This is a genomic window from Kitasatospora sp. NPDC059827 (assembly GCF_042731675.1).
In the GTDB taxonomy this organism is placed as follows: domain Bacteria; phylum Actinomycetota; class Actinomycetes; order Streptomycetales; family Streptomycetaceae; genus Kitasatospora.
The window spans coordinates 1-19,902 of the sequence record NZ_JBHWIV010000048.1 but is presented as its reverse complement, the minus strand read 5'-3'; the positions used below and the strand labels follow the sequence as shown (position 1 = coordinate 19,902).

The following is a 19,902-nucleotide window of genomic DNA, read 5'->3' as shown; positions in this document are numbered from 1 at the left end:
GGCTAGGAGTAGTACTTGTGGAGGTCGTCCGAGGCCATGCCTGTGCCGTGGTGGACGGCGCGGCTGGAGTAGGTGCTGCGCAGGTGGGTGGCCTGGCGGGTGCGTTCCAACTCGACCAGCAGCCCCGCGTCGTCGGAGTGTGTGCCGCGGGCCCTCTCCCGGCGGATCAGGAAGACGGTGGTGCCGATGATGGTGGCGACCAGTGCGGCGAGGAGCAGGACGACGGTGCCCATGTTCTCGTTCCCCCTTGTTCCGGTCCCGGGTCGGGCCCGGCCGATGGCGGCGGCCCCTTCCGGGAACTGTGAAGATCCTTGCACGGAACGTCCGGGATGGTCCGGTATCTGAGCGAATCCTGAGCAAGGAGCGGGCGGGTGCAGGCAGGTGGAGGCGGGGGCGGGCCGGCCCGGCGCCCGGTGCTGCGGTGCCGATGCGCGAACGCCTGGCCGGGGTGGGCGGGTTGGAAGTGGCCGGATCTGGGCGAAAGCCGGATGTGGACGGCGACCGGTCGGTAGCATGATCATTGAAATTCGCTGTCCGCGGTACTGCTGAACGCACTGTTCCTGGACGCGACCACCGTGAGGGGTGCGCAGCAGCGCGCACCCCTTCGTCCCGAAGGGAGATCGGCATGGCCACGGGTACTGTGAAGTGGTTCAACGGGGAGAAGGGCTACGGGTTCATCGCCCAGGACGACGGCGGCCCGGACGTGTTCGTCCACTTCTCCGCGATTCAGGGCAGCGGCTACCGCAACCTGGAGGAGAACCAGCCGGTCGAGTTCGAGGTCACGCAGGGCCAGAAGGGCCCGCAGGCCGAGCAGGTCCGCGCGATCTGACCAGGCGGGCCCACGTAGGCCCCGCACGCAGGCCCCGTACCGGCGAGCAAGCGCCGGTGCGGGGCCTTTTGCTGCGCCTGTCGCCTGTCGCCTGTCGCCCGCCGCCCGCCGCCCGCACCTCACCGCGCCCCTGCGTCCGCCTCCGTCCGCCCCCGTCCGCCCTCTCGACAGATACCTCTCACTGAGAGCTAAAATCGGAGTATGGAGACAGGACCCGCCCACCCGCCCGACGGCGCCCTCGCCGACGAGTTCTCCGCCCTCCTCACCGGCATCCAGCGGATGCTGCGCCGCCGCCTGCGCCAGGGTCTGGACCAGCCCCGCCTGCGCGGAGCCCAGGTCGAACTGCTGCACCTGGTGATGGACACCCCAGGCCTGCGGGTCTCCGCCGCCGCCGAGGAACTGTGCCTGGCCGGCAACTCGGTCTCCACCCTCGTCAACCAGCTCGTCGCCCAGGGCATGCTGCGCCGCGAGGTGGACCCCGCCGACCGCCGGGCCGCCCTGCTGTACGCCACCGAGGCCGCCCACCAGCGCATCGAGGCCTGGCGCGAGCGGCGCCGGGCACTGACCGGCGAGCTGGTCGCGGGCCTGCCCGGCCCCGAACGGGCCGCGCTGGCCGCTGCCCTGCCCGCGCTGCGCTCCCTCACCCAGGGGCTGCGCGACCTGCCCGAGGAGGACCCGCGATGACCGAACCGGAACCAGCAGGAACCCCAGAAACGCCAGAAACGCCAGAAACACCAGAAACACCAGAAACACCGGGAGTACCGGGAACGCCAGGAGCGGCGGAGGCCGTGGTGTGCCGTGGCCTGGAGTACAGCTTCACCCACGGCCGTGGCAAGACCACCCGCGCGGTGGACGGCATCGACCTGACCGTACGGACCGGTGAGGTCTTCGGCCTCCTCGGCCCCAACGGTGCGGGCAAGACCACCACCACCCGCGCGATCACCACCCTGCTGCCCGCGGGCCCCGGCATGGTGCGCGTCTTCGGCCACGATGCCGCCCGCCGCCCCATGGAGGTACGGCGCCTGCTCGGCTACGTGCCGCAGCAGTTGTCCGCCGACGCGGGGCTGACCGGGCGGGAGAACGTCGCCCTGTTCGCCCGGGTCTTCGACGTCCCCCGGACGGAGCGGGCCCGCCGCGTCGCCCAGGCGCTGGCCGCCGTCGACCTCACCGACGCCGCCGACCGGATGGCCGGTACCTACTCCGGTGGCATGGTGCGCCGCCTCGAACTCGCCCAGGCCCTGGTCAGCGCCCCGCGCCTGCTCGTCCTGGACGAGCCCACCATCGGCCTGGACCCGATCGCCCGCACCGGCGTGTGGGAGCGCGTGGACGCGGTGCGCCGGGCCACCGGCATGACCGTCCTGGTCACCACCCACTACATGGACGAGGCCGAGCGCCACTGCGACCGCATCGCCCTGATGGACCGCGGCCGCATCCGGGCCCTGGGCACCCCCGCCGAGCTCAAGGAGAGCATCCGCGACGCCCTCCCCGGCGGCGACGAACCCACCCTCGACGACGTGTTCCGCCACTTCGCCGGCCGTGACCTGGCCGACGCCACGGAAGGAGACTTCGGCGATGTCCGCCGCACCCGCCGCACCGCCAGCCGCGTCGGCTGAGCCCCCCACCCCCGCCGGTGTCCCGGACCTGAGCCTGCTGCTGGTGCCCCCGCGCGCCCGCACCGGCTGGCGCCTGGTGCCCGCCCGGGTCGGCGCGATGTGCGCGGTGGAACTCCAGAAGCTGCGCCACGACCGCACCGAGCTCTACACCCGCGCCGTCCAGCCGGCACTCTGGCTGCTGATCTTCGGCGAGACCTTCACCCGCCTCAAGGCCATCCCCACCGGCGGCATCCCCTACCTCGATTACCTGGCCCCGGGCATCATCGCCCAGTCCGCGATGTTCATCGCGATCTTCTACGGCATCATGATCATCTGGGAGCGGGACTCCGGCGTCCTCACCAAACTCCTGGTCACCCCCACCCCGCGCGCCGCCCTGGTCACCGGCAAGGCCTTCGCCGCCGGCGTCAAAGCCGTCCTGCAAGCCGTCGTCGTGGTCCTGATCGCCGCCGCCCTCGGCGTCGCCATGACCTGGAACCCGCTGCGCCTGCTCGGCGTGGTCGTCGCGGTGCTGCTCGGCTCGGCGTTCTTCTCCTGCCTCTCGATGGCCATCGCCGGGATCGTCCTCACCCGCGACCGCTTGATGGGCATCGGCCAGGCCATCACCATGCCGCTGTTCTTCGGCTCCAACGCCCTCTACCCGGTCGACCTGATGCCCGGCTGGCTGCAGGCCGTCAGCAAGGCCAACCCGCTCAGCTACCAGGTCGACGCCCTCCGCGGCCTCCTCATCGGCACCCCCTCCCACCTCCCCCTGGACTTCGCCGTCCTGGCCGCCGCCACCGCAGCCGGCATCGCCGCCGCCTCCACCCTCCTGGCCCGCCTGGCCCGCTGAGGCGCCCGCCCCGGCGCACGAGTTCCTCTCCCTTCCCTTCTCCGAGGAGTACTTTGAGCGAGCATTCCGAGCCCTACGAGGTCACCGACCGACCGATGCTCGACGCCGACGGCGTCACCATCTGGTTGAAGTACGGCGGAAGGACCGTGGAGGGGTACTTCTACGACGGGTGGCACAAGTTCGAGCCCGGTCACCCTCGGTACGACGAGATTCTTCCGCAGGCGCGGCAGAATCCGCAGGACGTCGATGAGGGTGAGAGCAAGGCCCCGATTCACCCCGAGACCTTGGCCATTCTGGACGACATGCAGCGCAGGACGCGGGAGCGGAACGCGGGGCGGTAAGGGCGACGCCGGCGTACTGTCCGGAGACAGCGGGGAAAGACGACAGGAGGTGTCGGGTTTCGCCGCGAGAGTGGGGGACCGGTCGGCGCGGTGACGGCGTCGGCCGGGGCCACGTACCACGGACAAGGGATCCCATGCTCGAGACGCCCGACGACCTCGCCCGCCTCCAGGACGTCCTGGACGCCTCGCTCGCCCGCTCCACCGCCCATCTGCGCTCGATCATCAGCAGCGAGCGCACCCTCACCGCCGTCCAGCTGACCCGGGTGCTCACCGGGATGTGCACGCTCGCGCTGTCCACCGTCACCGCGAAGGGCGAGCCGCGGATCAGCGGGGTGGACGGCCACTTCCTGCGCGGCAGGTGGTACTTCGGCACCGCGCGCACCGCCGCCAAGGCCCGTCACCTGGCTGCCCGGCCCGCCGTCAGCGCGGCCCATCTGCGCGGGGAGGAGCTGGGCGTGTTCACCCACGGCACCGTGGAGACCCTCAACCCCCAGGATGGCGAGCCGGCCGCCGACTGGCCCGAACTCCTCGCCTACTTCCAGGACTTCTACGGCCGTGACGTCTTCGACTGGGAGCACGACGTCGTCTACTACCGGCTGCGTCCGCACTGGATGGCCGCCTTCGCCTCCGATCCGGCCGAACTCCTCGCGACGGTGGAGCGGGCCGAGCGGGCCGAGCGCGCCTGACCGTGCCCAGCGCCGCCGGCTCGTACGTCGGGATGCGTTGGGTGCAGCGCGGGCGGTGACAATGGGGTGACGGACACCAGGGGCGGACGGACGGGGAGGACCGGGGTGCGGGCGAGCCGGGCGATCGCGCTGCTGCTGCTCCTGCAGCACCGGCGCACCATGACCGCCGCCGACCTCGCGGCCGAGCTGGAGGTCTCCGAACGCACCGTGCAGCGCGACGTCGCCGCCCTGGCCGAGGCCGGGGTGCCGGTGTACGCCGAGCGGGGGCGGGGCGGCGGCTACCGGCTGGTCGACGGCTACCGCACCCGCCTGACCGGTCTGGAGCGTACCGAAGCCGCCGTCCTGCACCTGGCCGGTCTGCCCGGCCCGCTGCGCGACATGGGCCTGGCCGGGCAGGCCCTGGCGGCCCGGCTCAAGGTCGCCGCCGCCCTGGGCGACGCCCCCGCGGCCGCCGCCCAGCGCTTCCACCTGGACGCCCCGGCCTGGTTCCGCGAGGCCGGGACCCCGCCGCTACTCGCCGAGGTCTCCCGCGCGGTATGGGAGGACCGGGTGCTGCACGCCCGCTACGCCGCGCGCGGCGGCACCCGGCAGCGGCGGCTGGAACCGTACGGCCTGGTCCTCAAGGCCGGGCAGTGGTACGTCGCGGCCCGCAGCCCCTCGGGGCGCATCGGCTCCTACCGGGTCGACCGTTTCGAAACCGCCGAGGCCGGCCAGGAACGCTTCGACCGCGACCCGGACTTCGACCTGGCTGCCTACTGGGACGAGGCCGCCCGCGCGTTCACCCGGACCATGCTGCGCGAACGGGCGCTGGTGCGGCTCAGCCCGTGGGCCGTGGCCAACCTGGCCGCCCTGCTGGAGGCCACCGCCGCCGCCGACGCCCTCGCCACCGCCGGCCCGCCGGACGCTGAGGGCTGGGTCACCGTGACCCTGCCGGTGGAGGACCAGGAGATCGGCTACCTCGAACTCCTGCGCCTGGGCCCGGAGGCCGAGGTCCTCGGCCCTCCCGAACTGCGCGCCCGCGTGGCCGAGGCGGCCCGTCGGGCGGCCGCTCTCTACACCTGAGCCGGGACGGGCACCCCTGGGTGGTCCGGTGCGGTCTTCCGGCTACGGCGTTCATCCTTCCTGGTCGAGGCGCGTGAGTGCACCGTGCGCGAACTGCTCGTACCTGGTTTGGTACCAGGGCGCGTCGGTGGGGATGTGCGAGGCGGCGTCGACGGCTTCGTTGAGGAGTGCGCGTCGCGCCTGGGGCAGGTTGGCCAGGCGGCGGTTGCTGCTGAGGTCGAGCAGGACCCGGGTGAGGTGGTAGGCGTAGGCGCGGGGGTTGACGGCGAAGAGCGTCCGGTAGACCCGCAGGCCCTTCTCACCCTCCAGCCACTGGTCGTGGAGCAGGAGCTGTATCCGCGCCCGCAGTACCAGGTCCGGATGCGGCGTCGGGTGCGGCGTCCGGTTCTCGTCCGCGCCCTTCATCGGGCGTTCGCCTGCCCGAGCCGGCGCTCGAACTCCTGGAGCTGCGGCACGGTGTGCTCCCACATGCGGCGCTGGTGGGCGGGGGCGTCGGCGGGGATGTGCGCGCTCGCGGCGTGTGCTTCCTCCAGCAGCGCCTCCCGGGCGCCGGGCCGGGCTGCCGCGCGGGGGCTGGTCTCGGCGAGTGTGCGCAGGACGTAGGCGAGCTTGTAGGCGTACACGTGGGGGTTGACGGCGAACAGGGGCCGGTAGACCCGCAGGCCTTCCTCGCCCTCCAGGATCCGCTCGTTGTGGCTCAGCAGTGTGATTCGGGCTTTCAGTACCAGGTCCGCGTGGACGTTCATGTTGCTTGTCCCCCTTCGTCGTTGCTCTCGTTCGCACCCCGCCCCCTCGGGCCGCCGCGACCGTTTCCGGCCCGTTTCCGGCCGTGCCCGGCCGTGTCCGGGTACGGCGGCGTGCGCGCCGGCCGCCCGGGAGAGTGCGGGCGGCGGCGCGAAGGCCGTCGGGGGAGTGGGGTGTTGCACGAGTGTGCGGGGTGCGCGGGGGCGGCGGCAAGGCACAAGAAGGGTGTGCTGAGTCCTACCGATCCCTGGCCTGAGCTGGCAGGATTGAGGTCGGCACCCTCCCGGGGCCGGGCCCGGAAAACCTGTTGCGCCCGCAGGAGCGCATGCGGCACGCTGATCGCGGAACACACCGACGCAGCGCAGGGAAAGGGGAACGGGCCATGGCCAGCAGTGGCGCTCGATATCGCCCCCGCCCACGCGCGTTCGGCTATCGCCCGGCGCGCTGAGCGTCCCCTCCCCACGGGCGTCCCCTCTCACGGGCGCCCCCCGCTGCCCGCGCTGCGGGTCGGGTGCGGACGCGACCCCGGGCGAGCTGGGCACTGGAGAGCCCAAGGGCCTGTAAAGCCCCCGCTTCGGCTGTGGCGGTTCGAATCCGCCCTCGCCCACCCCATTCCCGCGCACCATCCCCGAATCCCGAGGTGGCCCAGTGGGTCGATGCCTGATTGGCCCTGTGTGGCCGGTCAATTCGGTACTACGGTAGGCAGCATGACAACCGGAACCGCCGCGACCGACCAGCCCGTATCCCTCACCCTCGCCGAGGCGCCGCTGCGTCAGGCCCGTAATTCGGCTGCCTTCTGGGCCGCGACCGGCGACTCCCGCGGCCACGAGGTGATCCGGCGCCGCGGCTTCCTCGCCGTCGACGGTGACGAGCGCGCCGGCCTGCGGATCCTCGTTCAGGAGAACGACCTCGACCAGGGCGAACTGGCCGAGCTGGCCGAACTGGTGCGCCGGGCCCCCGGACCGGTCAACGCCGAGGACCCGTTCAGCGCCACCGACCTGAGCCACCTGGGCCTGCGCAACTGGCAGATGCCCGTGATGCTGCGCCTGCCCGCCGCTGCCCCTGCCCCTGCGGGCGGATCGGGGCTGGACGTGGTGCGGGTGAGCGGTGGCGAGGACCTCCGGGCGGCCGAGCGGGTCGTGATCGAGGGGTTCGAGCTGGCCGCCTTCGAGCCCTACCGCCCCGGTGAGCTGTTCCCGGCGGCGCTGATCGGCCGCCCGGGCGTGGACGTCTTCCTCGCCTCGCACCAGGGGGCCGCCGCGGGCGCCTGCGTCCGGGTCGTGGACGAGGGCCTCGCCAGCCACTACTGGGTCGCCACCGCGCCCGCCTTCCGCTCGCGCGGTGTGGGCCGGGCCGTCATGACCGCCTCGCTCGCCGACCTCGCCCAGGTGCCGGCCACCCTCACCGCCTCGAGGCTGGGCCGCCCGCTGTACGAGTCGCTGGGCTACACCGTCGCCGCGCCCTCGACCTGGTGGGCCTCCCGCTGAACCCCGGTGCTCCAGTGCCCCGGTGTCCCAGAACCCCGGCTCTCCGCCCCGCCGCACCGCCGGTCGGCCCGCGCCGCTAGCCTGACGGCATGTTCGTACTGGAGCTGACGTACACCACCGCCGAGCTGGAGCGGATCGACGAAGCCCTGCCCGCGCACGTGGCGTGGCTGAACGGCCACTACGCGGCCGGCACCTTCCTGGCCTCGGGCCGCAAGGTGCCGCGCGACGGCGGGGTGATCCTCGCGGTGGGCGAGGACCGGGCCGCGATCGAGGCGCTGGTGGCCACCGACCCGTTCGTCCGGCTGGGCCTGACCGAGTACCGGGTGACGGAGTTCCTGGCCACCGTCACCGCCCCGGCGCTGGAGGCGTACCGCCAGCAACTGCCCGCCTCCTGAACCCCTCCTGGCCCCCTTCCGAACCGCTCCCGAATCCCTCCCGAACCGCTCCCGGACTCCCTCCTCGTTCCTCCGGACTCCTCCGCGCTCCTCCGTAGCCCACCCGCGCCCTGCGCGGAATCCCGCCCCCCGTGCCCCGGACCCGCCCGTACGGTTCGGGGCACGGTCGTCTTGTGGCTACGATCGGTGAGCGCGGGGCGAGGACGTAACGCGAGTGTTCGTGGAATCGGCGGGAGTGGACGGATGGGACACGCACGGGCCGGGCAGCCGGCGCAGCCCGAGGACCTGGTGGATGTGGCGCGGTTGGTGACGGCGTACTACGCGCTGCGCCCCGATCCGCAGGAGGTGGCGCAGCGGGTCGCGTTCGGGACGTCGGGGCACCGCGGCTCCTCGTTGGACGTGGCGTTCAACGAGGACCACATCGCCGCGACCACGCAGGCGATCTGCGAGTACCGGGCCGAACAGGGCGTCGCGGGCCCGCTGTTCCTCGGCGCGGACACCCACGCGCTGTCCGAGCCGGCCAAGGCGACGGCGTTGGAGGTGTTGGCGGCCAACGGTGTGCGGGTGCTCATCGACGACGCCGACGGGTACACGCCCACGCCGGCGGTCTCGCACGCGATCCTGGCGCACAACCGGCGCAGTCCGCGGGCGTTGGCGGACGGGATCGTGGTGACGCCGTCGCACAATCCGCCGCGCGACGGCGGCTTCAAGTACAACCCGCCCAGTGGGGGGCCGGCGGGGTCGCAGGCCACCGGGTTGATCCAGGACCGGGCGAACGAGCTGATCCGCGAGGGTCTGCGAGGGGTGAAGAGGGTCCCGTACGCGCGGGCGCTGGCCGCGGCCACCACGGAGCGGTACGACTTCCTGGGCTCCTACGTGGAGGACCTTCCGTCGGTGCTGGACCTGGACGCGGTGCGGGCGTCGGGGCTGCGGATCGGCGCGGACCCGCTGGGCGGGGCGTCGGTGGCCTACTGGGGGCGCATCGCGGAGGTGCACCGTCTGGACCTGACCGTCGTCAACCCGGTGACGGATCCCACCTGGCGCTTCATGACGCTGGACTGGGACGGGAAGATCCGCATGGACTGCTCCTCGCCGGCGGCGATGGCGTCCCTGATCGGCCGCAAGGACGAGTACGCGATCGCCACCGGCAACGACGCCGACGCCGACCGGCACGGGATCGTCACGCCCGACGGGGGGCTGATGAACCCCAACCACTACCTGGCGGTGGCGGTCGACTACCTGTACCGCCACCGGGCCGACTGGCCCCGGGACGCGGCGGTCGGCAAGACCCTGGTGTCCTCCTCGATGCTGGACCGGGTCGCCGCCGATCTGGGCCGTGCGCTGACGGAGGTCCCGGTCGGCTTCAAGTGGTTCGTCGACGGCCTGCTGGAGGGTTCGATCGCCTTCGGCGGCGAGGAGAGCGCGGGCGCCTCGTTCCTGCGCCGTGACGGCGGGGTGTGGACCACCGACAAGGACGGCATCCTGCTGGCCCTGCTCGCCGCCGAGATCACCGCGGTCACCGGCGCCACCCCCAGCGCGTACTACCGCGAACTGACGGAGCGTCACGGTGCTCCGGCCTACGCCCGCGTCGACGCCCCGGCGGATCGCGAGCAGAAGGCGCGTCTGGCGCGCCTGGCGCCGGAGCAGGTCACGGCGGGTGAGCTGGCGGGGGAGAAGATCACCGCGGTGCTCTCCCACGCGCCGGGCAACGGGGCGGCCATCGGCGGTCTCAAGGTGTGCACGGACAACGCCTGGTTCGCGGCCCGCCCGTCGGGCACGGAGGACGTGTACAAGATCTACGCCGAGTCGTTCCTGGGCACCGAGCACCTGGGCCGGGTGCAGGAGGAGGCCCGCGCCCTGGTCGGCGAGGTCCTCGGCGGCTGAGCCGCCCGGCTTCGGCCGTCGGTTCCGGCGGCGGTCCCGGACACGGTCCCGTACGCGGTCCCGGCGCTCAGAGCCGGGACCGCGTCCGGCGGCCGCCTCCGTACGCGGCCAGCCGCCGGGCGGCTGCCTGTCCGATCTGTGGAATGCTCCCGCACATGACGACGAAGAAGATCGAACTGCATGTGCACCTGGAGGGGTCGATCCAGCCGCGGACGCTGCTGGAGATCGCCCGGCGCAACCACGAGTCACTTCCCGTCGACACGGTCGAAGGCCTGGCCGAGCTCTACCGGTTCACCGATTTCCGTCACTTCATCGAGGTGTGGGTGATGACGACCAACTGCCTGCGCACCGCCGACGACTTCCGCCAGGTGGTCGTCGACTACGTACGGCAGGCAGGCAGCCGGCCAGGGCGCGGTCTACCTGGAGGGCATCTTCTCCCCCGCGGAACGCGTGGAGGCGGACGGGATCGGCTGGGACGAGATCTTCACGGGCTACTGCGAAGGCGCCGTCGAGGCCGAGGAGCGCTTCGGCGTGACCGTGCGGCTGACCCCGGACCTCTACCGCGGGTGCCCCGTGGAACTGGCCGAGGAGTGCGCACGGGTCGCGGTCCGCTACCGGGACCGCGGCGTGGTCGGCCTGGGCATCGGCGGCGACGAGCGGCGAGGTCCGCTCGCGCCCTACGGCAAGGCCGTGCGGATCGCCCAGGACGGCGGGCTCGCGTTCGTGCCGCACGCGGGGGAGACCGCCGGCCCGGAGTCGGTCCGGGAGGCCCTCGACCTCGGTGCGGTCAGACTGCGGCACGGCATCCGGGCCGTGGAGGACCCGCAGCTGCTGGCCGAGATCGTCGACCGGAGCGTGGTGCTCGACGTGTGCCCGACCTCCAACGTACGGACCGGTGTCGTCCGCGACCTCTCCGAGCACCCGCTGCCGCGGCTGCGCGAAGCGGGCGCGCTGTGCTCGATCAACACCGACGACCCGGCCATGTTCGGCACCGACCTCAACCGTGAACACGAAGTGGCGGCCGGCCTCGGGGTCGACGCCTCCGCCGCCTACGCCGCCGGTCTGGCCGGCGCGCTTTGCGACGACGCCGTCCGCGCCCGCCTGCTTCCCTGACGGCGCGCCCGGGCGCCCGCCCGCCCGGCCGTCCGCCAGTCCGGGCCCGCGAGTGGTTCGGGGGCCGGTGCGGTGGTTCAGCTGCGGGCGGGGGTGGGTGCCGTGGCGGTGGCCTTGGCGGGGGAGCGTTGGTCGCGGGTGGTGGCCGCGGCGGTGGCGCAGGCCACGAGGGCGAGTGCGGCCGCGGCCAGCGGGAACCAGCGGGTGCCCAGGACCGTGATGGCGGCCGATCCGGCGAGGCCTCCGGCGGCCGTGCCGAGGTAGAGGGCGCTGCTGTTGAGGGAGATCAGCAGGGGCGCGTTCGCGGGGTCGATCGAGGCCAGCCGGTGGGGCAGGGCGACGGAGACGGCCCATCCGGCCAGGGGGACGACGGCCGCGTAGGCGAGTGCTCCGGGCATGCTGCGCCCCAGCCAGGGCAGGGCGGTGAAGGCGCAGGCGGCGACGGCGGAGCCGGTCAGCAGGACGGCCCGCACCCCGGCGCGGTCGACCAGGCGTCCGCCCAGCCAGCTGCCGGCGACCGAGAGCACGCCGGCGGTGAGCAGGACGAGGCTGAGCTTGTCGGCGTCGCCGCCGGTGGCGCCGTGCACGGCGGTGGCGAGGTAGATGTAGACGCTCTGGAAGGCGAGGAAGAAGGTGAGGGTGGTGGCGGCGGCGCCGAGGACGCGGCGTGAGGCGAGGGGGGCCAGGCGGGCGGTGAGGGTGGGGGCGGCGGTGGGCGCGGGCAGGTCGCGCAGCAGCAGCGCGAGTCCGGCGAGTGCGGCCAGGCCGAGCGCGGTGACCAGCCACATGGTCAGGCGCCAGTCGGTGCGTCCCACCCAGGTGCCCAGCGGCACGCCCAGCGCGGTGGCCACCGTCATGCCGCCCAGCACGGTGGCCAGGGCCCGGCCGCGCCGCTCGGGGGCGACCAGGGTGGTGGCCACGGCGTTGGCGGTGGGGGTGTAGAGGGCGGCGCCGGCGGCGGCGAGCACCCGGGTGGCCAGCAGCAGGGGGTAGGTGGGGGCGAGGGCGCTGAGGGCGTTGGCGGCGCTGAACAGGGCGAGCGCGGCCAGCAGCAGGCGCCGGCGCGGCCAGCGGGCGGTGGCGGCGGCCAGTGGCGGGGCCAGCACGGCGTAGCCGAGTGCGAAGACGGTGACGAGCTGGCCGGCGGCGCCCACCGACACGTGCAGGTCGGTGGCGATGGGTCCGAGGATGCCGGCGACCACCATCGAGTCGGTGCCCATGGCGAAGGTGCCGAGGGCGAGCAGGAGCAGGCGTACGGGCACGGAGAGCCCCCCGGGTCAATTGTTGGACGAACATGCAACGGTTTGACGCTCGCCAAACAATCGGGGATTGGTGGATAATTGTCAAACCATTCCTGCTGTCGCCCGCGCCTCGCGCGGGACCCCGAGGACCGGAGCCCTATCCATGACCGACGACGAGCGGCTGCCCCAGCCCCCCACCGCCGACATCGACCTCGTCACGGTCCTGCACGCCCTCGGCGACCCCGTGCGCATGCGCCTGCTGCTCAGCTACGCCGACGGCGCCGAACACTCCTGCGGCCCCCGCGACCTGGGCCTGGACCACCTCCACAAGTCGACCGTCTCCCACCACATGCGCGTCCTGCGCGAAGCCGGCGTCACCAGCACCCGCGTCGCCGGCCGCAACCGCTTCGTCAGCCTGCGCCGCACCGACCTCGACGCCCGCTTCCCCGGGCTGCTCGACGCCCTCCTCGCCTCCGCCCCGCGGCCGGCGGCGGTGGCGGCTGCCGGCGCCTGAGGGGCGCCCCGTCCCCGCGGCCGCCGGGCCAGCCGGGAACAGGCCGACGCCGCCGTCGTGACAGCCTGGTCCGGTGGAGGATCTCATCGCTACCCAGACACCGCACCGTCGCCTGCTCGACCCTGACGAGGCGATCGCGGAACTCGAACGCGCGGTACCCGGCTTCGACGCACTGCGCCTCGCGGTGCCCGCGACCTTCGACTGGCCGGTCCTCGAGGCCGCGCTGGGCTCCCCGGTACCCGCCGACTACCAGCGCCTCTGCGAGCTCTACCCCCCGTTCGTACTCGGCGAATTCCTCTCCGTCCACCACCCGACGGCCGGCCGCGAGCGGGAGTGGCCGCAGTGGCTCCAGGACGATCTGGAGACCGCGGCGGAGTGGTGCGAGGACAGCGACCCCGTCATCCCGCTGCGCCCGTACCCGAGCCCGGGCGGCTTCCTCCCGTGGGGCGGTTCGAACCAGGGCGACGTGTTCCTGTGGAGCACCAGCCCGGCGGGCCCGCAGGAGTGGACGGTCACGGTCGCCTCGCGCAGCGGCGCCTGGTGGCACTACAACGGCGGGCTGGTGCAGTTCCTGGCAGACCTGATCAGCGAAGCCATCCAACCCTGGGGCCTGCCCAGGGTCCGGCCCCAATCCCGTCCGTGGTGACGACGGCGATCGGACGCCGCGACGTAGCCGCCCCGCGGGAGTGGAGCCGATCACGCCCGCACCGCACCGGCCCGACAGCACCCTCGGCGCCTCAACACCCCCACCAGCCGCGTAGGGTGCAGGACGCACCGCGGACACACGGAAAAGGGGGACGGTCCATGCCGATCAGGGGCGTGCTCTTCGACATCGACGACACCTTGTTCGACTACACCCACTCGGAGGAGGTGGGCATCCTCGCCCACCTGCGCGACGTCGGCCTGCTGGAGCGGTTCCCCAGCCCCCGGGCCGCCCTGGACCTGTGGCGCGCCGTCATGGAGCACAGCTACGCCCGCTACCTCGCCCGGGAACTCACCCTGCGCGGCCAGCAGTGCGAACGCACCCGCCGCTTCCTCGCCCACCTCGGCCAGGACGGCGCCGAACACCTCACCGACGACCAGGCCGCCGCCTGGTTCGCCGGCTACGCCGCCCACCGCGACGCCGCCTGGCGCGCCTTCCCCGACGCCGAACCCACCCTGCGCCGCCTCGCCCCCCGCTACCGCCTGGGCATCGTCTCCAACTCCGACACCGACCACCAGCGCCGCAAACTGCGCGCCATCGGCCTGCTGGAGCACGTCGGCGACGTCATCGTCTGCTCCGACCAGCACGGCGAGGCCAAACCCGCCCCCAGCATCTTCCACGCCGCCTGCACCGCCCTGGGCCTACCCCCGCACGAAGTCGCCTACGTCGGCGACAACTACACCGTCGACGCCGAAGGTGCCCACGCCGCCGGCCTCCACGCCTTCTGGCTCGACCGCGCCGCCACCACCACCCCGGTCGCCGAAGGCATCCACGTGCTCCACACCCTCCACCCCCTCGCCCCCGCCCTCACCGCCCTCCCCACCCCCTGACCCCGGGCACCCCTCAGCCCGCACGGGCCCGCACGACCCGGCGCACCTGCGCACCTGCGCACCTGCGCACCTGCGCACAGGAAGTCGGCCGAGCCGACTTCTCGTGCAGGGGGCCTCGGCGGTAGCCCTTGCAGGGAAGGTTGGTGGCTTCGACGCACGTGTCTCGGCTGGCAGCCCTGCCGACAGCCAGGGCGCTCGCTGACAATCCACACCGGGGATCAAGTTCAGAGAGCGTTGACAAGGGCCGCGCCCCATCGCGTTGTGGGGCTTCTCGGCAGTGGCCCCTGCGCCAAGGTCGGTGGCGTCGACTTCCTGTGCGGGGGATTGCCGTTGTCGTCGGCTGGCTCGGGGACGGGTGTTTCCCCGTGGGGCCGGAGCGCGTGGGAAGTCGGCCGGGCCGACTTCTGGTGCACGGGGCTTTCCGGCCCCGGGGGATGGGGCAGGGGGTCAGGAGGGCGGGGTGTCGGCGCCGAAGAGGGTGCGGCAGGTGGGGGTGAGGCCGGTGACGGTGACGGGGACGGGCGGGCCCTGCCAGTGGTCGCGGGACAGGCGCAGGCGCTGGGACTCCACCACCCGGCCGTCGAGGACGTCGAGGGTGATGCCGTCGTCGCGGTAGCCGAGCTTGCGGGAGACCGCGAGGGAGGAGTGGTTGTCGGTGAAGGACACCGACGTCGCCGAGCGGGCGCCCAGCTCGGCGAACGCCAGGTGGAGCATCGCCGCGCGCATCTCGGTGCCCAGTCCACGGCCCTGGTGCTCCAGGCCCACCCACGAACCGGAGGTGATCTCGCGCCGCACCGTGAACTCCTGGGCCCGCACGTCCTGCACGCCCACCGGCCGCCCCTCGTGGAAGGCCACCAGGTCCAGCGCCCAGTGCTGCGCCGTCCAGCGCCCCATCCGCCGCCAGTGCATCTGCAGGACGTGCCGGGCCCGTTCGGCGGGCGCCAGCTCGCCCCACGGGGTGAGGAACGGGCGCTGGCCGGGCGCGTGGACCCCGCGCGCGGCGAGGTCGGCGACCTCGGACAGCTCGTCCTCGCCGGGAAGGCGCAGCTCCAGACGCGGCGTGGTGACGCGCAGGCCCTTCAACGGCCAGTGGTCGGTGATCATCGGCCCAGTGTGCCGGGGGCCAGTGCCGCCCGCACCCCGGTTTTCGCGCCCGCGCCGGAGCACGGCGGTGCCGGGGCTAGGGTGGGGACCATGGTTGCCCCTTCCGCAGCACAAGCGGCTGACAGCGCCCGGGAGTTCGTCAGCGCGCCCGCCCTGATCCTGCGCTCCCTCGCCTCGCACCCCGAACGGCTCGCCATCACCTCCGCCGACGGCGACGCGATCACCGCCGGCGACTTCGCCGCCACCGCCTACCGCCTCGCCCACGAGCTCCTCGCCCGCGGTGCCGGTCGCGGCAGCACCGTCACCCTGCTCACCGGCAACACCCCCGAGGCCCTCGCCGCCCGCTACGCGGCCGGCCTGGCCGGGGCCCGGGTGGTCAACCTGTACGACGGGATGAGCGCCCCCGTGCTGGCCGAGATCGTGGCCAGCGTGGACACGACCGTTCTCCTCGTCGACGCCGAACGGTACGCGGGCGCTGCGGAGTTGCTGCCGCTGATCGACGTCCCGACGGTCCTCACCCTCGGCCCCGGTCCCGACACCACCGGGAGCATCGGGGAGGACGCCATCGCCGCCTCCGCCGTCCACCCCGCCACCGACCCGGCCGTGGCCCTCGGCCCCGGCGACGACCTCGGCATCCGCCACACCGGCGGCACCACCGGCATCCCCAAGGGCATCCTCAGCCTCCACGGCCCCTACCGCAGTGCCTTCGACTTCCCCGCCTTCTCCGACGCCCGCCCCACCGACGAGAGGCCCCGGCTGCTCGCCGCCACCCCCCTCGCCCACCTCGCGGGCGTCCTCGCCGACCTGACCCTGCACCACGGCGGCTCCGTCGTCCTGCAGCGCGGCTTCGAGCCCGGCGAGGTCCTCGCCGCGATCGAGCGCGAACGCATCACCGACCTGTTCGTCCTGCCCCCGCTGCTGTACCGGCTGCTCGACCACCCGGCCCTGGCCCGCACCGACCTGTCCGGCCTGCGCCGCCTCTCCTACGGTGGCTGCGCGGCCTCCCCGGCCCGCGTCCGCGAGGCCCTCAAGGCGTTCGGGCCCGTCCTGGTCAGCGGCTACGGCATGTCCGAGGCGCAGAACATCGCCGTCCTGGGCCCGCACGAGCACGACCGCACCGGCCTCGGCGGCCAGTTGTCGGTGGGCCGCCCCCTGCCGGGCGTCCAGGTGCAGATCCGTGCCGCCGACGGCACCGTGCTGCCCGCCGGCGAGCAGGGCGAGATCCACGTCCGATCCGCCACCCTGATGGCCGGCTACTGGAAACGGCCCGAGCTCACCGCCCAGGTCCTGCGGGAGGGTTGGCTGGACACCGGCGACATCGGCTACCTCGATGCCGACGGCTACCTCTACCTCGCCGACCGCCTCAAGGACCTGATCATCGTCGTCGGCGGCCACGTCTACCCCACCGAGGTCGAGGAACTCCTCCTCACCCACCCGGCCATCGCCCAGTGCGCCGTCTACGGCGTCCGCGACGACCAGCAGGCCGAACACGTCCACGCTGCCGTCGTCCCCACCCCCGGACAACAGCCCGATCTGGACGACATCCGCGCCTTCGTCACCGCCAACAAGGGCCGCCTCTACGCCCCCGAAGCCCTCCACCTGGTCGACGCCATCCCGCTCACCTCCGTCGGCAAGCCCGACAAGAAGCGCCTGCGCCAGGACGCCACAGCCCGCTGACGCCCGCCCCGCTCGCCCGGCCGTCGGACGGTTCGCCTACAGTACGAGCCGTCCGGGCAGGCCGGGTAGTCGGGGCAGCGGATGCGGGATGACGGGGCGGGACACATGGCAGGAGCGGCGTTCGAGCGGCTGCGGGCGATCATGGGCGAGCCCGCCTACACCCCCGCGCAGGTCCCCTGGGAACTCGCCCCCGCCGAACTCGGCGTCCAACTGCCCTCCGACTAGCGGGCGTTCATCGATCTCTACGGGGCGGTGAACCTCAACGGCGAGTGGGGCCTCACCACCCCGGTCCGCACCCGCCCCGACGGCGCACCCGACGGCTTCGCCGACTGGCGCACCCGGAGCGACGGGGAGCTGCGCGAACTCGTCCACGGCGAGGACGAGTTCTGGGACCAGGACCACACCCCGGTCTTCCCTGACCCGGGCGGCCTGCTCTCCTGGGCCGTCAACAGCAACCACGCCCACTGCTGCTGGCTGACCACCGGCCCCGACCCGGACCGGTGGCCGGTGGCGGTCTTCGACTGCGGCGGCCTCGACGGCGCACTGGACGTCCACGAAGGCGGCTTCGCCCAGTTCGTCACCACCGTCCACACCGGCGGCTACGCCCACCAGGACGAACTGCTGGTCACCCCCACCCCCGGGGGATGGCAGCCACCACGCCCGCCGTGGACGCCCGGGCACGACTGGGACGGCACGAACTGGGGCGCGCGCTACGGCGTCGAGGGCTGGACGGCCGAGCGGTGGAGCGACCGTACCGCCGCGCTCACCATGCCCTGGCGCCGTAACTGACTGATCGTTAGGACGGTTTGTCCGTAGCAGGATCGCCCGCCATGCGCGACCGCCTCCCCCGGGCCGGCCACGGCGTGCGCTTCGACCGGGCCCCACCGGTGCCGCCCACCTGGCCGTCGGCCGCAGCGCGGCCTCCGAGCACACCCCGTGGACGCTCCCACCCGCCGCCTGGCGCTCAGGCGCTGGGGTTCAGGGGCGGGCGAAGGCGGTGATGTCCGGGAGTGGTGGGTGGTAGCCGTGGGTGGTGTCCACGTGCAGGTGGGGTACGGGCAGGGACAGTGGGGTGAAGTCGTCGATCAGGTTGCCCGGGCCGGCCGGGGCGGCGAGCAGGGCGTGGTCGGCGTGGGCGGCGCGGTGGCCGCCGGTGGCCAGGCGTTCGGCGATGCGGCGGCGGGCCAGGGCGGGGGCGACCCGGCAGTGCACGATGCGCAGGTCGGTGCGGGTGGCGAGCGGGGCCAGGCCGGTACGCCAGAGGCGGTCCTGGTAGGCGGCCTCGGCGACCACGCTGATGCCGGCGTCCACCAGCACGCCCAGTACGTCGAAGAACGCGTCGCGCACCGCCAGGTCGGGTTCGGGCGTACGGGTGCCCGCGTGCAGCAGGCCCTCCTTGAGTTCGTCGCGGACGACCGCCGGGCAGCCGACGGCCCGGGCCAGGGCGTGTGCCAGCGTCGTCTTGCCGCTGCCCGGCCCGCCGCCCACCACGATCAGCAACGCCTGCCTCCCGTCCAACCCGTGCGCCCGTCAAGCCCGTTGGGACTTCGTACCCGAAACCTCCGGCGCCCGGCGGTCGTTGGGACCGGTGGACGGACCGACCGGCCCGGGCGGCGTCTCGACGGCGCGCGGGCCTGTACGAAACGGAGGGGACCATCATGACCCAGCCAGGGGACGCGGTGCGCGGCGGCAGCCCGGACTCGGCGGTCGACCGGGTGGCCGACTTCTACGGCGCCTACATCGACGCCGTCTCCGACGGCACCGACGACCTGTCGGACGGGCTGCGCGCCCACTACCTCACCGAGGACTTCCGCCAGCGCCTGGCGGCGTGGGAGGAGGCCAACCACGCCGACGGCGTGCTGCGCGCCCAGGACGTGCCCACGGCCTGGGAGGTGCGCTACCACGACTCGGGTGCCGGGCACCTGTTCACCACGGTCACGCTCACCTGGGGCACCGGCCCCGACGCCGGGCACACCCGGCTGGCGGTGCAGAGCGACCTGAGCACCAAGCTGATCTCGGACATCGAGGACGCCCCCGCCGGAGGGTAGTAAGGGGAGGCTGCCGCGGGTTCAGGCCAAGGCGGCGGCCAGTCGCGCGGGCAGGGTGTCGTAGGGGCGGCACTCGACCACCGGCAGCCCGGCGGCGCGGGCCCGTTCGGCGAGCCAGTGGGAGTAGCGGGCGCTGACGTCGGCGCGGGCGTCCTGGGGCCCGGCGTCGGGTTCGCGGTGGGCGTAGTTGGCGGTGATGCGCCGCGGGTCGCCCTCGTGGAGGAAGACGGCGCGCAGGCGCCGGCCGAGGGCGGCGGCCTCGGCGGCAGCCCGTACGGCGGCCGCGGGGGTGAGGTAGTCGCCCTCGACGACGGCCGGCACGTCCACGCTCAGGCGGTTGCGCACGACGCCGAGCAGGGCCTCGTCCAGGGCGTGGGCGGTGGCGATCTGCAGTTCCAGGACGCGGTCGGCGCCCAGTTCCCGCTCCGGGTCGCGGTAGGGGGCGAAGTGGTGCAGGGCGGGGTGGGTGGCGGGGGTGGTGGCGGCCTGCAGGGCGGCGACGACGTCGTCGAACTCGACCGTGAACGCGCCGTGCTCGGCGGCCAGGCGCTCGGCGGCGCGACTCTTGCCGAGGCCGGAGGCGCCGCCGATCAGCAGGACGTCCCAGGGACGGTGGTCGGTGTGCGTACCGTCACATTAGAGGAGGGCGGTAATCGTTTTCGGGTGCCGGTGGACTCTATGGGGGTGGGGAAGGCGGGACGTCCGGTGAGCGGCGCCCCGCGGCCAGGCCCCCGGCGCCCGGAAGCCGGCCCACGGTCTGGTCCCGGTGCCGCCGCCCGCGTGCCCGTACTCGCTACGGGCA

The 19,902-nt window shown here is 73.6% G+C and carries 24 protein-coding genes, 1 tRNA gene and 1 pseudogene; 19 read left to right on the top strand and 7 right to left on the bottom strand.

Annotation, left to right across the window (positions count from 1 at the left end; translation table 11 throughout):
* Nucleotides 1-2 precede the first annotated feature (2 nt).
* A complete protein-coding gene (locus ACFV8H_RS26605; protein WP_380404536.1) occupies nucleotides 3-233 on the bottom strand; it encodes a hypothetical protein in 231 nt (76 codons plus the stop codon).
* Between the two features lie 392 nt (nucleotides 234-625).
* Here ACFV8H_RS26605 and ACFV8H_RS26600 point away from each other — a divergent pair, with 392 nt between their 5' ends.
* From ACFV8H_RS26600 to ACFV8H_RS26570, 7 genes are all read left to right on the top strand, one after another.
* Nucleotides 626-829, top strand: a complete 204-nt coding sequence (locus ACFV8H_RS26600; RefSeq protein WP_375893810.1) for a cold-shock protein — start codon at nucleotides 626-628, stop codon at nucleotides 827-829.
* A 201-nt stretch (nucleotides 830-1,030) separates the two neighbouring features.
* Nucleotides 1,031-1,513, top strand: coding sequence for a MarR family winged helix-turn-helix transcriptional regulator (locus ACFV8H_RS26595; RefSeq protein WP_380404533.1), 483 nt, complete (start codon nucleotides 1,031-1,033; stop codon nucleotides 1,511-1,513).
* On the top strand, nucleotides 1,510-2,442 hold the full coding sequence (locus tag ACFV8H_RS26590) for an ATP-binding cassette domain-containing protein (RefSeq protein ID WP_380404530.1): 933 nt from the start codon (nucleotides 1,510-1,512) through the stop codon (nucleotides 2,440-2,442). Before ACFV8H_RS26595 ends, ACFV8H_RS26590 begins: the two co-directional genes overlap by 4 nt.
* The gene (locus ACFV8H_RS26585) at nucleotides 2,402-3,271 is read left to right on the top strand and encodes an ABC transporter permease (protein WP_380404527.1); all 870 of its coding nucleotides are present in this window, start codon (nucleotides 2,402-2,404) and stop codon (nucleotides 3,269-3,271) included. The genes ACFV8H_RS26590 and ACFV8H_RS26585 overlap by 41 nt, the downstream gene beginning before the upstream one ends.
* 53 nt (nucleotides 3,272-3,324) lie before the next feature.
* The gene (locus ACFV8H_RS26580; protein ID WP_380404525.1) at nucleotides 3,325-3,612 is read left to right on the top strand and encodes a hypothetical protein; all 288 of its coding nucleotides are present in this window, start codon (nucleotides 3,325-3,327) and stop codon (nucleotides 3,610-3,612) included.
* A 134-nt stretch (nucleotides 3,613-3,746) separates the two neighbouring features.
* Nucleotides 3,747-4,298: a pyridoxamine 5'-phosphate oxidase family protein gene (locus ACFV8H_RS26575; protein WP_380404522.1), complete on the top strand. Its 552-nt coding sequence runs from the start codon at nucleotides 3,747-3,749 to the stop codon at nucleotides 4,296-4,298.
* 105 nt (nucleotides 4,299-4,403) lie between these two features.
* Complete coding sequence (locus ACFV8H_RS26570) at nucleotides 4,404-5,360, top strand: helix-turn-helix transcriptional regulator (protein ID WP_380404519.1); 957 nt, start codon at nucleotides 4,404-4,406, stop codon at nucleotides 5,358-5,360.
* Nucleotides 5,361-5,411: 51 nt separating this feature from the next.
* Here ACFV8H_RS26570 and ACFV8H_RS26565 read toward each other — a convergent pair whose 3' ends face one another.
* Nucleotides 5,412-5,765 (bottom strand): hypothetical protein, encoded by a 354-nt coding sequence (locus tag ACFV8H_RS26565; protein ID WP_380404517.1) that lies wholly within the window; start codon nucleotides 5,763-5,765, stop codon nucleotides 5,412-5,414.
* On the bottom strand, nucleotides 5,762-6,106 hold the full coding sequence (locus ACFV8H_RS26560) for a hypothetical protein (RefSeq protein WP_380404514.1): 345 nt from the start codon (nucleotides 6,104-6,106) through the stop codon (nucleotides 5,762-5,764). Before ACFV8H_RS26560 ends, ACFV8H_RS26565 begins: the two co-directional genes overlap by 4 nt.
* Nucleotides 6,107-6,631: 525 nt before the next feature.
* Here ACFV8H_RS26560 and ACFV8H_RS26555 point away from each other — a divergent pair.
* From ACFV8H_RS26555 to ACFV8H_RS26530, 6 genes and pseudogenes are all read left to right on the top strand, one after another.
* A tRNA-Tyr gene (locus ACFV8H_RS26555) sits at nucleotides 6,632-6,711 on the top strand.
* A 100-nt stretch (nucleotides 6,712-6,811) separates the two neighbouring features.
* A complete protein-coding gene (locus ACFV8H_RS26550; protein ID WP_380404511.1) occupies nucleotides 6,812-7,591 on the top strand; it encodes a GNAT family N-acetyltransferase in 780 nt (259 codons plus the stop codon).
* Between the two features lie 89 nt (nucleotides 7,592-7,680).
* A complete protein-coding gene (locus ACFV8H_RS26545; protein ID WP_380404508.1) occupies nucleotides 7,681-7,986 on the top strand; it encodes a YciI family protein in 306 nt (101 codons plus the stop codon).
* A gap of 243 nt (nucleotides 7,987-8,229) precedes the next feature.
* Complete coding sequence (gene pgm / locus ACFV8H_RS26540) at nucleotides 8,230-9,870, top strand: phosphoglucomutase (alpha-D-glucose-1,6-bisphosphate-dependent) (protein WP_380404505.1); 1,641 nt, start codon at nucleotides 8,230-8,232, stop codon at nucleotides 9,868-9,870.
* A gap of 143 nt (nucleotides 9,871-10,013) precedes the next feature.
* Nucleotides 10,014-10,205, top strand: a pseudogene (locus ACFV8H_RS26535) (adenosine deaminase); the annotation flags it as partial.
* Nucleotides 10,206-10,320: 115 nt separating this feature from the next.
* Nucleotides 10,321-10,983, top strand: a complete 663-nt coding sequence (locus ACFV8H_RS26530) for an adenosine deaminase family protein (protein ID WP_380404502.1) — start codon at nucleotides 10,321-10,323, stop codon at nucleotides 10,981-10,983.
* 77 nt (nucleotides 10,984-11,060) lie between these two features.
* On the opposite strand, the gene ACFV8H_RS26525 is transcribed toward ACFV8H_RS26530, so the two are convergent.
* Nucleotides 11,061-12,245, bottom strand: a complete 1,185-nt coding sequence (locus ACFV8H_RS26525) for an MFS transporter (protein WP_380404499.1) — start codon at nucleotides 12,243-12,245, stop codon at nucleotides 11,061-11,063.
* Between the two features lie 142 nt (nucleotides 12,246-12,387).
* On the opposite strand from ACFV8H_RS26525, the gene ACFV8H_RS26520 reads away from it, so the two are divergent.
* The 3 genes from ACFV8H_RS26520 to ACFV8H_RS26510 all read left to right on the top strand — a co-directional run bounded on the left by ACFV8H_RS26520 (nucleotide 12,388) and on the right by ACFV8H_RS26510 (nucleotide 14,271).
* A complete protein-coding gene (locus ACFV8H_RS26520) occupies nucleotides 12,388-12,738 on the top strand; it encodes an ArsR/SmtB family transcription factor (protein ID WP_380404496.1) in 351 nt (116 codons plus the stop codon).
* 73 nt (nucleotides 12,739-12,811) lie between these two features.
* Entirely contained in the window at nucleotides 12,812-13,384 is a 573-nt protein-coding gene (locus ACFV8H_RS26515) for an SMI1/KNR4 family protein (RefSeq protein WP_380404493.1), read from the top strand.
* 158 nt (nucleotides 13,385-13,542) lie between these two features.
* Nucleotides 13,543-14,271 (top strand): HAD family hydrolase, encoded by a 729-nt coding sequence (locus ACFV8H_RS26510; protein WP_380404490.1) that lies wholly within the window; start codon nucleotides 13,543-13,545, stop codon nucleotides 14,269-14,271.
* A gap of 447 nt (nucleotides 14,272-14,718) precedes the next feature.
* Here ACFV8H_RS26510 and ACFV8H_RS26505 read toward each other — a convergent pair whose 3' ends face one another.
* The gene (locus ACFV8H_RS26505; protein WP_380404487.1) at nucleotides 14,719-15,375 is read right to left on the bottom strand and encodes a GNAT family N-acetyltransferase; all 657 of its coding nucleotides are present in this window, start codon (nucleotides 15,373-15,375) and stop codon (nucleotides 14,719-14,721) included.
* Nucleotides 15,376-15,465: 90 nt separating this feature from the next.
* Between ACFV8H_RS26505 and ACFV8H_RS26500 the strand changes: the two genes are divergently transcribed.
* Nucleotides 15,466-17,052: an AMP-binding protein gene (locus tag ACFV8H_RS26500; RefSeq protein ID WP_380404484.1), complete on the top strand. Its 1,587-nt coding sequence runs from the start codon at nucleotides 15,466-15,468 to the stop codon at nucleotides 17,050-17,052.
* A 252-nt stretch (nucleotides 17,053-17,304) separates the two neighbouring features.
* Complete coding sequence (locus ACFV8H_RS26495; RefSeq protein WP_380404482.1) at nucleotides 17,305-17,841, top strand: hypothetical protein; 537 nt, start codon at nucleotides 17,305-17,307, stop codon at nucleotides 17,839-17,841.
* A 189-nt stretch (nucleotides 17,842-18,030) separates the two neighbouring features.
* On the opposite strand, the gene ACFV8H_RS26490 is transcribed toward ACFV8H_RS26495, so the two are convergent.
* Nucleotides 18,031-18,552, bottom strand: a complete 522-nt coding sequence (locus ACFV8H_RS26490; protein ID WP_380404480.1) for an AAA family ATPase — start codon at nucleotides 18,550-18,552, stop codon at nucleotides 18,031-18,033.
* A 158-nt stretch (nucleotides 18,553-18,710) separates the two neighbouring features.
* Between ACFV8H_RS26490 and ACFV8H_RS26485 the strand changes: the two genes are divergently transcribed.
* The gene (locus tag ACFV8H_RS26485; protein WP_380404477.1) at nucleotides 18,711-19,100 is read left to right on the top strand and encodes a hypothetical protein; all 390 of its coding nucleotides are present in this window, start codon (nucleotides 18,711-18,713) and stop codon (nucleotides 19,098-19,100) included.
* Between the two features lie 21 nt (nucleotides 19,101-19,121).
* Here the strand turns inward: ACFV8H_RS26485 and ACFV8H_RS26480 are convergent, their stop codons facing one another.
* A complete protein-coding gene (locus ACFV8H_RS26480; RefSeq protein WP_380404634.1) occupies nucleotides 19,122-19,646 on the bottom strand; it encodes a hypothetical protein in 525 nt (174 codons plus the stop codon).
* Nucleotides 19,647-19,902 lie beyond the last annotated feature (256 nt).